Origin of the sequence: Micropruina sp. (assembly GCF_047602385.1) — a bacterium.
GTDB lineage: Bacteria > Actinomycetota > Actinomycetes > Propionibacteriales > Propionibacteriaceae > Micropruina.
Map to the genome: position 1 here is coordinate 469,140 of NZ_JASGHL010000004.1, position 13,116 is coordinate 482,255.

At 70.0% G+C, this 13,116-nt stretch carries 10 protein-coding genes; 4 read left to right on the plus strand and 6 right to left on the minus strand.

Annotation, left to right across the window (positions count from 1 at the left end; translation table 11 throughout):
* Positions 1-184 precede the first annotated feature (184 nt).
* A complete protein-coding gene (locus QM711_RS15295) occupies positions 185-1,360 on the minus strand; it encodes a hypothetical protein (protein WP_415100826.1) in 1,176 nt (391 codons plus the stop codon).
* 126 nt (positions 1,361-1,486) lie between these two features.
* On the opposite strand from QM711_RS15295, the gene QM711_RS15300 reads away from it, so the two are divergent.
* The 4 genes from QM711_RS15300 (at position 1,487) to QM711_RS15315 (ending at position 5,228) form a co-directional block, all read left to right on the plus strand.
* Positions 1,487-1,840, plus strand: coding sequence for a hypothetical protein (locus tag QM711_RS15300; RefSeq protein WP_415100828.1), 354 nt, complete (start codon positions 1,487-1,489; stop codon positions 1,838-1,840).
* 260 nt (positions 1,841-2,100) lie between these two features.
* The gene (locus tag QM711_RS15305; RefSeq protein ID WP_415100830.1) at positions 2,101-2,844 is read left to right on the plus strand and encodes a fructosamine kinase family protein; all 744 of its coding nucleotides are present in this window, start codon (positions 2,101-2,103) and stop codon (positions 2,842-2,844) included.
* An 84-nt stretch (positions 2,845-2,928) separates the two neighbouring features.
* A complete protein-coding gene (locus QM711_RS15310) occupies positions 2,929-3,567 on the plus strand; it encodes a hypothetical protein (protein ID WP_415100832.1) in 639 nt (212 codons plus the stop codon).
* A 149-nt stretch (positions 3,568-3,716) separates the two neighbouring features.
* Positions 3,717-5,228, plus strand: a complete 1,512-nt coding sequence (locus QM711_RS15315) for a glycosyltransferase family 2 protein (protein ID WP_415100834.1) — start codon at positions 3,717-3,719, stop codon at positions 5,226-5,228.
* A gap of 225 nt (positions 5,229-5,453) precedes the next feature.
* On the opposite strand, the gene QM711_RS15320 is transcribed toward QM711_RS15315, so the two are convergent.
* The 5 genes from QM711_RS15320 to purL form a co-directional block, all read right to left on the minus strand.
* Positions 5,454-5,684: a DUF3073 domain-containing protein gene (locus tag QM711_RS15320; RefSeq protein WP_415100836.1), complete on the minus strand. Its 231-nt coding sequence runs from the start codon at positions 5,682-5,684 to the stop codon at positions 5,454-5,456.
* Positions 5,685-5,786: 102 nt separating this feature from the next.
* Entirely contained in the window at positions 5,787-6,857 is a 1,071-nt protein-coding gene (gene purM, locus QM711_RS15325) for a phosphoribosylformylglycinamidine cyclo-ligase (RefSeq protein ID WP_415100838.1), read from the minus strand.
* Positions 6,854-8,341, minus strand: a complete 1,488-nt coding sequence (purF, locus tag QM711_RS15330; RefSeq protein ID WP_415100840.1) for an amidophosphoribosyltransferase — start codon at positions 8,339-8,341, stop codon at positions 6,854-6,856. Before purF ends, purM begins: the two co-directional genes overlap by 4 nt.
* Before the next feature lie 108 nt (positions 8,342-8,449).
* Positions 8,450-10,483: a DUF4870 domain-containing protein gene (locus QM711_RS15335; RefSeq protein ID WP_415100842.1), complete on the minus strand. Its 2,034-nt coding sequence runs from the start codon at positions 10,481-10,483 to the stop codon at positions 8,450-8,452.
* Positions 10,484-10,754: 271 nt separating this feature from the next.
* Positions 10,755-13,013 (minus strand): phosphoribosylformylglycinamidine synthase subunit PurL, encoded by a 2,259-nt coding sequence (purL, locus tag QM711_RS15340; protein WP_415100844.1) that lies wholly within the window; start codon positions 13,011-13,013, stop codon positions 10,755-10,757.
* Positions 13,014-13,116 lie beyond the last annotated feature (103 nt).

Genomic DNA, 13,116 nt, shown 5'->3' on the forward strand with positions numbered 1-13,116 from the left:
AGAGACCTCTCATCAAGGGAGCTGCTGGCCGACGCACGCCCACACGTGGATCCGCCGCCATCCTGGGTCTCGGCAAGCTCGACCACCGACTCCGCTAGAGAAGGGGGTGGTCTCGACCCGGCTGGGTCCCGACAAGCTCGACGACTCCCAGAGCAGGGGGTCTCGACCCAGACCGACGACTCCGCTAGAGCAGAGCCTGGCGCGCCCTGACCAACCAGGCGCGGGCCAGGTCCAGCCGGGCCAGCGCGGTCGGCACGTCCGCGCCGGAGACCAGGCTGAGGATCACTGCCGCCGTCCGGGCCCGCAGCGAGGCCGGATGCACGAGGCGTTCGAACTCGGTGCGCCACGATTCGACCACCTCCGCCGCCCGCGGATAGTGCTCGGGCGAGAGGTTCGGCAGTACCGCGACATGGCCGAGCAGGCAGGCCAGATCATCGTCGCGGCGACCCGGGCCGAGTGAGTCGAGGTCGATCACCGACGCGGCCCGGCCGTCCACGGTGAAGATGTTCGCCTCGTAGTAGTCGCCGTGCGTCGGCACCACCGGCCCGGACGGCGCCAGCGCCAGCAATCGGGTGATCTCGCCGGACAACGCGTGGATCTCGTCGGCCTGGTCGGGTAGGACGGCGGCGGCACCCGCGCCGTGGAAGTCGATCCGGTCGCTCCACGAGTCCCGCCGGGGGAACCGGACCGCCTCGGCCGGCAGCGCGTCCAACAGGGCGACCAGGGACGCCGCTGACGGCAGGTGCTCCGGCTCCTCGGGCCAGGCGACCAGCGCGTGGGCCAGCGAGATCCCGTCGGCGACGGCACTGACCACGACGCCCGGCTGGGGCTCGGCGAGGATGGCCGGCGCGATGCCGGCGGCGTGCAGCAGCCGTTGCCGTCGAGCCAAGCCGGACGCCTTGTCGACCCGCAGCACCTTCACGAACGCCGGACGTTCCCCGCGCGCGGCCAGCACCGCCCGGCGCAGCGGGCGGTAGGCCAGCATCTCCAACTCGACCGGGGCGCCCACCCAGCCGGCCACGACGTCGGTATCGCAGGCAGCGGGCAGCCCGGGCAGCCGGGGATCGGCCGGGTGCCGCCAGGCCCGCACCACCAGGTCGTTGTGCACCAGGGTGGCCACCCCTTCGGTGAGCTCCACGGTGGTCAGGCCCAGCCACTCCTGGGTGGGTGTCCCGGCGGATGGCAGGTCGTAGCAGACCTGATAGATGGCGCTGACGTCCGCCCCCGCCCGGTGATGGACGCGGTCGAGCTCGAACCGGAAACCGGGCAGCTCCACGCCGGGCTCCCCGGTCAGTGCCAACTGCAGCACCGAACCCGCCTCCGGCGAGGTCATCAGGGTCAGTGCCCGATCGATCGTCACGAGTGCCTCCTCGAACTGCCCCAAGCATGCCCGATGCCGCCGGGACTGGCCGAGATCCGCCGATGCGTTGCGCGGTGGGCGCAGAATCGATGAATCGCGACCGTTGCCTCGGCGGCACCGGTACCGGTGAGCCCGGACGCCGCGCGTCCGGGCTCACCCAATGGTCAGTTGGGGCTGTGCGCGGACGGAGCGCTCGCCGGCGAGTTCGGGGTCCGAGGGGACGCCGGGGACGTGGGCGACACCGCGGAGACCGGCGACTTGGCCGACACCGGCGACGTGGCCGACGCCGGTGTCTTCGGCGACGCCGGGGTGTTGGCGGTGTTCGCCGTCGCCGGTGAGGCCGGGGTGTTGGCGGTCGCCGTGGACGGCGCGGTCAGCGCCTGCGGGGCGGCAGCGCGCTGCTGGTATGTGCCGACTCGCTCGCCGGCCACGGCCGCTGCCGCGATGCCCTGCTCGGACGGAGCCTTGGCCGCGGCCTGATCGGCAAACGCAAAGGCCGTGCCGGCCGCGACGCTCAGGCCCAAGGCGCCGGTCGCCACCCACGCCGTGGTGGTCCGCTGAATCCTCATCATGATCTGTTCCTCTCTGTGGATCGCTTGGTCATCACTCAATCAAGCGGTCGTGAGCAGTCACGGAGACCAGGATGAGAGCCGCCTCATCCGAGCTGCCCCAGCGAGGCCGACGGTTGGCAACCGGAACCCGGCGGGCACCGCGGCCTCGGAGTTCGTAGGCTTCCTGCAATGCCGCAGACCTTCACCAAGCGTCGTGGGGACGCCCCGGAACAGTTCTTCGCGGCCGAGGCGGCCGGCCTGCGCTGGCTGGCCGTGCCCGGCGGCGTCGCGGTGGCCGGCGTCCACGCAGTCACCCGGACCTCGCTGACCATCGACCGGGTCGCCGCCGGCTCGCCCGGTACGGCTGCCGCCGAGGAGTTCGGACGCGGCCTGGTCACTACCCACGACGCCGGCGCGTCCTTCTTCGGCATCGGGCCGGACGGCGCACCCGGCGTCGGCTGGATCGGCGACGCTCCGCTGCCGTTGCGCGACGCACCACCCTCGTCCTGGGGGGCGTGGTACGCCGCGGACCGGCTGCTGTTCCACGCCCGCCGCGCGCACCTCGCTGACCCGGCCCTCGACCGGGTGATGGAGCGGCTGGCCGCGGGTGACTTCGACGACGGGTCGCCGCCGGCACGGCTGCACGGCGATCTGTGGTCGGGCAATGTGCTGTGGTCCCCCGACGGTGTGGTGCTGATCGACCCGGCCGCCCATGGCGGCCACCGGCTCACCGACCTGGCCATGCTGGCACTGTTCGGCACCCCGCAGCTGGCCCGCATCCATGCCGCCTACGCCGAGGCGTCCACCCAGCTGCCGGACGGCTGGCGCGAACTGATCGGACTGCATCAGCTGCACCCGCTGCTGGTGCATGCCGAACTCTTCGGCGGCGGGTACCGGTCCCAGGCCGTGGAGATGGCTCGCCGCTACTCCTGAGGACGCCGGAACACCGGTGCTGTGAAATGAAGAAGTCGCGTCCGAATCGCGCATTCGGCGCGCTGGGCCTGATTGACTTCTGGCATGGCTTCACCCCGAGCTCGACAGTCCACCCTGCCCCTCGCCACCGTCTCGATCCTCGCCGCCCTCGGCGTCGCCGGCTGCGGCACGCCGCCGTGGCAGACGGCGAGCCCGTCGGTGTCCGCGTCCCCAACGACAACGACGACAACCACCTCCAGCCCGGCCGTGAACGACCTTGCCACCGGCTCGCTCAAGCGCAGCCTGACGGCCGGGGCGGCGAAGGTCGAACTGACCTACTGGTCGACGCTCGACCTGCGGCAGTGGACGCCCGAGGTGCCCAAGCCGCTCAACGTGGTGGCCTCCGCGACCCTGCAGGGCGGCGCCAAGGGGCAGCAGACGTTCCTCAGCGCCGTCCGGGTCGCCACCACCGCGATCGGCGCCGACGGCACCCCCAAGACCCTGGACGCCGTCGACGACACCGCGTCCGTCGCGCCGGGCTACCTGATCAGCAAGCCCAACTCCTACCAACAGGTGCTGACCCTGCCGGCAGCCCCGGCAGGCAGCACCGCAATGCGGATCACGCTGACCTACGAGCTGCTCATCCAGTCCGCACCCAAGGCCGACACCTACCTGCGGCAGGCCACCTCGGACACCATCCAGGTGCCGCTGGTCGCGGCCCCGTCCACCCCGAAAACCCCGTGACCCACCAGGCGGCAAGGGTCGATGAAACCTCAAGAACCGCTGAATCGGACTCTTGAGGAGGTCTTGAGCGCAGGCCCACGCACCCCAGAGGGCGCCTCATGGTTGACGTATCAATCTTTTCTCACCAGCCACCAAGGAGTGAGAAACAGATGAGCACCACCCAGCTCGAGGCAGTCCCCCACCAGGCCGCTCTCCTCGATACCGCCACCGTCACGAACACCCGCACCGCCGGGTCCGCGCAGCCCGATGCCGGCCTGTCCCGCTACGTGCGCCAGCACATGGCCGACATCGAGTCGCTGCCGACCTACCGTCCGGTGATCGGCTGCATCATCCCCGCCTACAACGAGGCCGAGACCATCGAGGCGGTGCTGCGGTCGCTGCTCAAGCAGACCCGGCTGCCCGACCAGATCCACGTGATCGTCAACAACACCTCCGACGAGACCTTCGAGCTGGCCGCGAAGTTCGCCGGCCCGCGGACGGCCAAGAAGCGGCAGAAGGGCGAACAGGCCCGGCAGACCACCGAGGTCTTCGTCCACGACATCGGCGAGAACCCGGACAAGAAGGTCGGTGCGCTGAACTACGGTTTCGGGCTGATCCCGGACGCCGACTACCTGCTCGGTGTGGACGGCGACACCACCCTGGCCAAGGACTGCATCGCCAAGCTCGAGGCGGAGATCATGTCCGACTCGCGGATCGGCGGCATCTCGGCCATCTATACCATCGACTACGACGGCTTCCGCGGCCTGGCGGCACCGTTCCTGATCGCCGGCCAGCGCGCCCAGTTCGCCGCCTTCAACATGCAGAACATGCTCCGCGGCCGGAACATGGCGGTGCTCGGCGGACAGTGCTCGATTTTCTCGATGAAGGCGCTGCGCGAGGTGATGGTGGCGAACCACCAGGACACCCCGTGGGTGAACGACTCCGAGGTCGAAGACAGCCTGCTCAGCCTGCAGATCAAGTCCGCCGGCTACCTGACCAAGATCTCGGCCCAGGCCCGGGCGTCCGTGGGCGGCATGACCACCCTGCGGGCGCTGGACGGCCAGCAGGTCAAGTGGAACTACGGCGCCATCGACCTGATGTGGCCCGGACAGCGCGGCGACACCAAGGGCCAGCCGTTCCACCCGAACCTGCGGTTGCGCTGGGCGGAGAACTTCGGCATGGCAACCAACATCTTCACCCGGATCGCGTTCGTGCTGCTGCTGGCCGCGTCGCTGTCGATCAACGCCTTTGTGTTCTCGCCCTGGTGGCTGATCCCGCCGTTCGTCGCGATCCTGCTCAACGTCCGGATCGCCATGAGCATCAAGGGCCGCAGCTGGAAGGACATCCTGTTCGCCGCGAGCGGGATCGGCGCCGAGGTGTACATGTGGCTGCGGGCCGGCCACTTCGTCCGGGCCTGGGTGAAGTTCCTGTCCAAGGTGCAGACCGACAACTGGGCCGAGCAGGCCAAGGCCGAGCGCGGCTCCGGCAACAGCCACCTGGTTCCGCTGATCGTGCTCGGGGTGTCCTTCGTGGTGCTCGGCTGGACCTGGTTCCAACTGCCCGCGCTGATCCAGAGCTCGATCCTGTGGCTCGGCTGGCCGGTGCTCTACGTGGTCACCATCGCCCAGACCATCGTGATGTTCGCCAAGCTGATCCGCCGCCAGCACGGCTACCGGGTCTGATCCGCACCACCACCACACCCGGTCGCCCAGGGCGGCCGGGTGTGGTGCGTTCCACGCCGGTGGCCGACCGCGTCCGACCGGTAAGGCCCTCCCTAACTACCTGTGCCCTCCCACCTACGGGAGGGCACAGGTAGTTAGGGAGGGGTTTGGCCGGCGGGTGCGAGGGGTGCGAGGGCAGCACGATGCCACCGCCGAGGATTGGCGGGGATCGATCGGGGCGGAGGTTCAGCCGAAACGGCGGGTGTCGCCGCCGTCGTCGGAGTCGGCGTAGCGAGTCGCCAGCTCCGTGTAGGGATCGTCTTCGTCGTCGTCCGTCTCTTCGACGGCCCCGTCCGGCTCTTCGTAGCTGCCACCACGCAGCTCACGCTCCAGAGACCCGAAGTCGGTGTTGAACGAACGGTACTTGAGATCGCGAGCAACTCGTGTTTGCTTCGCTTTGGCACGGCCGCGCCCCATATGGGTCAGCCCCCTCGCAGTCACAGCGGCAATGCCGCTTATCCGTCAGAAATGTGTCGTGAGCACAGGGTACCCAATCACCCGCACCCAGGAAAGCGAACCTCACTGAGCGGAATGCGCCCCGGTGAGGGTCACGGAGGCGGCCGCTCCGGCGTCCGCACGGGTCTCGCCGAGCACCCAGGACGGCACCCCGCGGGCACTCAGCAGAGCCTGCGCGGCGTCCACCGCGGAGGCCGGCAGCACCACCGCCATGCCCACCCCCATGTTCAGGGTCGCCTCGATGTCCGGCTGCGAAATGCCGCCGACCTGCTGGACGGCGCGGAAGACCGGCGCCGGCGCCCAACTGCTGCGGTCGAGCCGGGCCGCGATGCCGTCCGGCAGGACGCGGACCAGGTTGTTGGCCAGTCCACCACCGGTGATGTGGCTGATCGCGTGCACCTCACAGGCCTTGATCAGCGCCAGGATGTCTTTGGCGTACACCCGGGTCGGGGCGAGCAGCTCCTCGCCCAGCGTGCGGCCGAAGTCGTCGACGTGCCGGTCCAGCGACCAGCCGGCGTCGGTCAGCAGCACCTTGCGGACCAGCGAATAGCCATTGGAGTGTAGCCCGGACGACGCCAGCGCGAGCACCACGTCGCCGGCCCGGACGCGGCCGGGGCCGAGGATCTTGTCCCGCTCCACCACGCCGGTGGTGGCGCCGGCGATGTCGTACTCGTCGGGGTGCAGCAAGCCGGGGTGCTCGGCGGTTTCGCCGCCCAATAGCGCCGCGCCGGCGGCCGCACAGGCTTCGGCGATGCCCTTGACGATGGCCGCGATCCGCTCGGGGACGACCTTGCCGCAGGCGATGTAGTCGGTGACGAACAGCGGCTCGGCGCCGGTGACGACCAGGTCGTCGACCAGCATGCCGATCAGGTCCCAGCCGATGGTGTCGTGGATGTCCAGCGCCTGCGCGATGGCGACCTTGGTGCCCACGCCGTCGGTGGACGTGGCCAGCACCGGATGGTCGTACCCCTTCAGCGCGGACGCGTCGAAGAAGCCGGCGAAACCGCCCAGGCCGCCGAGCACCTCGGGACGCCGGGTCGCGGCCACATGGGCCTTCATCAGCTCGACGGCGCGGTCGCCGGCCTCGATGTCGACCCCGGCGGCTGCGTACGCCGTCCGTTCCGATCCGCTCACGCGGTCCTCCCCCGCTCTGCTCCGACCTGCTCCAGCCGCATCTTCTCGGCCCGCCCGGCCGGCACCTCGACCGGGTACACCCCGTCGAAACAGGCCCGGCACAACGTCTTCTTCGCCAGTCCGGTGGACGCCACCAAACCCTCCAGGCTGATGTAGCCCAGCGAGTCGGCGCCGATCGAGCGGCAGATCTCATCGGTGCTCAGCCCGGGCGCGATCAGTTCGGCGCGGGTGGCGAAGTCGATGCCGTAGAAGCACGGCCACTGCACCGGCGGCGACGAGATCCGGACGTGCACCTCGGCGGCACCGGCCTCGCGCAGCATCTTCACCAGCGCCCGCTGGGTGTTGCCCCGGACGATCGAGTCGTCGACCACGACCAGCTTCTTGCCCTCGATCACGTCGCGGATCGGGTTCAGCTTCAGCCGGATACCCAGCTGCCGGATGGTCTGCGACGGCTGGATGAAGGTGCGGCCCACGTAGGCGTTGCGGGTCAGGCCGAGTCCGTACGGAATGCCGGACGCGTCCGCGTAGCCGATCGCGGCCGGGATGCCGGATTCAGGAGTCGGGATGACCAGGTCGGCGTCGGCCGGAGCCTCCAAGGCCAGCGTGCGGCCGATCTCGACCCGTACCGAATGCACCCGCCGATTGCTGATCAAGGTGTCCGGCCGGGCCAGGTAGACGTACTCGAACAGGCAGCCCTTCGGGTCGGCGTCCGCGAACCGGGTGGAGCGCAGCCCGCCTTCGTCGATGGTGATCAGCTCGCCCGGCTCGACCTCCCGGATGAAGGTGGCGCCGACGATGTCCAGGCCGGCGGTCTCGCTGGCGACCACCCAGCCGTTCGCCAGGCGTCCGAGCACCAGCGGCCGGATGCCCTGCGGATCACGGGCCGCGTAGAGCGAATGCTCGTCCATGAAGACGAAGCAGAAGGCGCCGCGCAACCGGGGCAGGACCTCGAGCGCGGCGCCGTGCACACCCAGGTGCGAATAGGTGGCCATGATCGCGGTGACCAGCGCGGTGTCGCTGGTGGAGTCCATCCGGTCCTTGTGCGGCACCTCTTGGCTGGCGTCCCGCTCCTTGAGCCAGGCCTCCAGCTCGTCGGTGTTGGTCAGGTTGCCGTTGTGGGCGAGCGCGAGGCCGCCGGATTCGGTGGCCCGGAAGGTCGGTTGGGCGTTGCTCCAGACACTGGCGCCGGTGGTCGAGTAGCGGCACTGCCCGATCGACAGGTGCCCGTGCAGCGAGTTCAGCGTCGGCTCGTCGAACACCTGCGAGACCAGGCCCATGTCCTTGAAGACCATGATCCGTTCGCCGTTGCTGACCGAGACGCCGGCCGACTCCTGGCCGCGATGCTGCAGCGCGAACAGCCCGAAATAGCTGAGTTTGGCGACTTCCTCGCCGGGGGCCCAGACACCGAAGACGCCGCAGGCATCCTGGGGTCCCTTGTCCTGGGGGTCTAGATCGTGAGTGAGGCGACCGTCCGGACGAAGCACGGCGCTCACTCTACCCTGCGGATCGGTAGGTCCCGACAGCGTGGGCCGCGATACCCGGAATCGCGAAGGCCCGCCGGCACCGGCGGGCCTTCGAGGCAGCGATGGACCCTACTTGATCATCTTGATGGACCACGGGTAGGTGTACGGCCGGCCCTGGTTCTCGGCGACGGCTCCCATGATCGAGAAGATCAAGCTGGCCAGCCCGATCAACGACATCAGGATGCCGCCGATGAAGGCCACCAGCAGGATGTAGCTGATCACGAACCCGATCGCCACGGTGATCTGGAAGTTCAGCGCCTCCAGCGCGGCAGCTCGCACCCGCGGACTCTGCTTTCCCGCGTTGCTCAAGACGATGAGCGGGCCGACCCAACCGAGGAGTCCCCCGGTGACCAGGCCGGCGGCCGCACCGGACCAGTGCGCCGCGCTCGCCCAGGTGGTTTCCTGACTCGGCGCCAGACCGCCGTAGGGCTGCATGCCGTAGCCGGGCTGCTGCCCGTAGCCGTAGGACGGCTGCTGGCCGTAGGGGTTCTGCTGGCCGTACGGGTTCTGCTGCCCATAGGGATTCTGCTGCCCGTAGGGATTCTGCTGGCCGTAGCCGAGCTGCTGCCCATAGGCCTGCTGACCCTGCGGATCGGCATAGGGCGGCTGGGACTGGCCGTACCCGGACGGCTGCTGCCCGAACGCGGGCTGGGGCTGATCGGGCTGCCCGTACCCCGGCTGGCCGTATCCCGCTGCCGGCTGACCATAGGAACCCGACGACGCCGACGGCGCACCACCCGGCTGACCATAGGAACCCGACGACGCCGACGGCGCACCACCCGGCTGACCATAGGAACCCGACGACGCCGACGGCGCACCACCCGGCTGACCATAGGAGCCGGACGAGCTCGATGGTGCTCCGTAGGGGCCGGACTGGGCCGACGGAGCGGTCGGCTGACCATACGAACCCGACTGGGCCGATGGAGCCCCGCCGGGCTGCCCATACTGCGGGGCGGACTGCCCGTAGGTCGCCGGCTGTCCGTGGCCGTATGGCGTTGTCGGAGCCGACGACCCGGGGGGTTGCCCGTACGGGGCCGGCGCCGAAGGTGCGGAGGAGGCATCGCCCCACCCTGGCGCGGGCTGGCCGTACGGCGAGCCGCCGTACGGCGGGGGCTGCTGGGCGTAGCCCGCACCGGGACCGGCAGCCGGCTGCTGACCGGGAGAGCCGTAGGGATCCGCTTGGCCGTAGCCGCCCGGTTGCCCCTGGCCGTAACCAGCCGGCTGACCGTAGGGGCCGGGCTGAGCGGGTTGCTGAGCGGTTGAGCCGAACCCGAACGGACCCGAGTCCGCTCCGGGCGGGGGCGTGCCGAGATCGAATGCACCGGGGGCCGAGGCCGGCAGGCTTCCCGGCAGATCGAGCGGCGAGCCGCCGGGAACCGGTGCCGACGGCACCTGACGATCGGTCGCCGCCGTCTCGAAGTCCGTGGCAACCGGAGCGGCCGACTCCTGCTGACCGAGATCGAGATCCGGGCCGTCGGCGTCCGACGACTCCGGCTCGGCGGCCGGTTCCGGGTCGGCGGCACTCGACTGCTCAAGCTCCACGGCCGGTGCTGGGTCGGTGCCGCCCGACTGCTCAGGCTCCACGGCCGGTGCCGGGTCGGTGCCACCCGAGTGCTCAGGCTCCACGGCCGGTGCCGGGTCGGTGGCGGCCTCCGGCTCAGTAGCAGCCTCTTCGGCCGGTGCCTCGTCGACGGACTCCTGCTGAGTCTGCGGTTCGTCGGCAGCAGCGGACAGCGGCGCGGGATTCCACCCGGAACTAGCCGCCGGGTCGGTCCAGGGCGCTGCCGGCGGCTCGGCCTCGGCCGCCTCCGGTTCGGCTTCCTGGGCCACGGCGTCCGGTACTTGCGCGGATGTGTCGGGCAGCTCCGCCGGCGACCCGGTCACGGCCGTGTTCTCGTCGTTCTGGTCTGGGCTGCTGTCGACCAATTCAGCCTCGACCACCTCATCCGCCTCGCTCGACGGCGCACTGATCGGGCCGGCGGTCGGCTCCGGTTGGGTGACCGGCCACCCGGACGGCTGGCTCGGGGCATCCCACGGCGGCGGGGCCATCGACGGGCTCGGTTCCTCGCGCTCGACGGGGCGCTCCCACGGATTTTGCGTCATTGCCTGCTCACTGTCCTCAACGGGTTGCTGGCTGGGTGCCTGGACCGGTCCATTCTTGCGCACTGCGTCCGCTCGGACAGTAGGGGCAACCCGGACGGCACCCGGTAGCGACCCACCACGCCCACTGGCTGAGCGGGTCGAAATCCAGTGCCAGCGAGGGTCTCGGCAAACTCGACCACACCGGTGGGCGGGCAAGAACTCGACCAGCCATGGGCGAGCGAGGTCTCGACAAGCTCGACCGGCGGGGTTGGCTAGCTCCCAGCGGAGGCGGCTAGTGCGCCATCGCCTTGCGCAGCGGCGCCTGCCAGCGGGAGCGGATCTCGTCCAGCGGCAGCGTGAAGGTGCCGACCGCCTCGAGTTCGGCGAGTTCGGTCACCTCGCCGAGCCGCTGCAGCGGAACGTCGTTCTCGACACACAACTCGGCGAACGCGGCGGCGGCAGACCCCGGCAGCGAGACGATGACGCGTCCGGGCGTCTCTGCGAACAACTGCACGGTCGGATCGCCCGCCGGCAGCGTGACCGCGGCGCCGAGCCCGCGGCGCAGGCAGGACTCGACCAATGCCTGCGCGAGGCCGCCGTCGGCGAGATCGTGTGCCGAGCTCAGCAGCCGGGCCTTGGACGCCGCCACCAGCACCTTGGCCAGCCGCTGCTCGTGCGCGAAATCGGGCAGCGGTGGCATGCCGCCGAGGTGCCCGTCGTGGATCACGTCGGCCCAGGTGGTCCCGGACAGGTGCTCGCCGGTCTCACCGAGCAGGAACACCGCGTCGCCGGGGTACGCGAAGCCCACGCCGATCCGGTCGGCGACGTCGTCGATCACCCCCAGGACACCGATGACCGGCGTCGGAATGATGTTGGTCTCGCCGGTCTGGTTGTAGAAGGACACGTTGCCGCCGGTGACCGGGGTGCCGAGCGCCTTGCAGCCGTCGACCAGGCCGAGGATCGCCTCGGAGAACTGCCACATCACGCTCGGATCCTCGGGCGAACCGAAGTTCAGGCAGTCGGTGATGGCGACCGGTTCGGCGCCGGTCACCGCGACGTTCCGATATGCCTCGCACAACGCCAATTGCGCGCCCAGGTAGGGGTTGAGGTAGGCGAACCGGCCGTTGCAGTCGGTGGCCAACGCGATGCCGAGCCCGGTCTCTTCGTCGATCCGCAGCATCCCGCCGTCCTCGGGCTGGGCGAGCACCGAGTTGCCGCGCACATAGCGGTCGTACTGGTCGGTGACCCAGGACTTGTCACACAGGTTGGGCGAGCCGGCCAGCCGCAGCACGGTCTCCGCCAGTTCCTCCCCCGAGGACGCCCGGGGCAACGCCTCGGCCGTGTCGGCGTTGAGACCGTCGATCCAGTCCGGACGCGCGTAGGGACGCTCATAGACGGGGCCCTCGTGGGCGACGGTGGCCGGGTCGACGTCCACGACGACCTCGCCGTCCCATTCGATGATCAGCCGGTCGCCGTCGGTGACTTCACCGACCACGGTGGCCAGGACGTCCCATTTGGCGCAGATCTCCAGGAAGCGGTCCACGTTGTGCGGTTCGACGACCGCCATCATCCGCTCCTGCGACTCGCTCATCAGGATCTCTTCGGGCGCCAGCGTGTGGTCGCGCAGCGGCACGGTGTTCAGGTTCACGTGCATGCCACCGTCCCCGGCGCTGGCCAACTCGGACGTCGCACAGGACAGTCCGGCGGCCCCCAGATCCTGGATGCCCGAGATCAGGTTCTCGGCGAACAGTTCCAGGGTGCATTCGATCAGCAGCTTCTCCATGAACGGGTCGCCGACCTGGACGCTGGGCCGCTTGGCCGGGCCGTCCGCGTCGAAGGTCTCCGACGCCAGGATGGACGCCCCACCGATGCCATCGCCGCCGGTCGCCGCACCGTAGAGGATGACCTTGTTGCCGGTACCGCGGGCGAACGCCAGGTGCAGATCGTCGTGCTTGAGCACACCGACGCACAGCGCATTGACCAGGGGGTTCCCGTAGTAAGTCGGGTCGAAGACCACCTCGCCGCCGATGTTCGGCAGGCCCAGGCAGTTGCCGTAGCCGCCCACGCCGGCGACGATCCCGGGCAGCACCCTGGCCGTGTCGGGGGCGTCCAGCGGGCCGAACCGGAGCGGGTCCATCACGCCGATCGGACGCGCGCCCATCGCCAGGATGTCGCGGACGATGCCGCCGACCCCGGTCGCCGCGCCCTGGTACGGCTCGACGTAGGAGGGGTGGTTGTGCGACTCGATCTTGAAGGTCACCGCCCAGTCGCCGCCGATGTCGACCACGCCGGCCTGCTCGCCGATGCCGGCCAGCAGCTTGCCGCGCGGGGTGTCCCGGCCCAGTTCGCCGAACTTCTTCAGGTGCACCTTGGACGACTTGTACGAGCAGTGCTCCGACCACATCACCGAGTACATCGCCAACTCACACGACGACGGCCGGCGGCCGAGGATCTCCCGGATCTTCAGATACTCGTTCTCCCTCAGGCCCAGGGCGGCCCAGGGCTGTTCGAGATCGGGGGTTTCGGCGGCATGCGCAACGGTGTCGACCACGTCCACAAGTTACCGTCTCGAAGCTGCCGCCCGATCCGCGTCCCGAGCCCGGGAATGGGTACGTACTCGGCGTGGCGCCGTCGCTGCGGGCCTAGAATTTCGA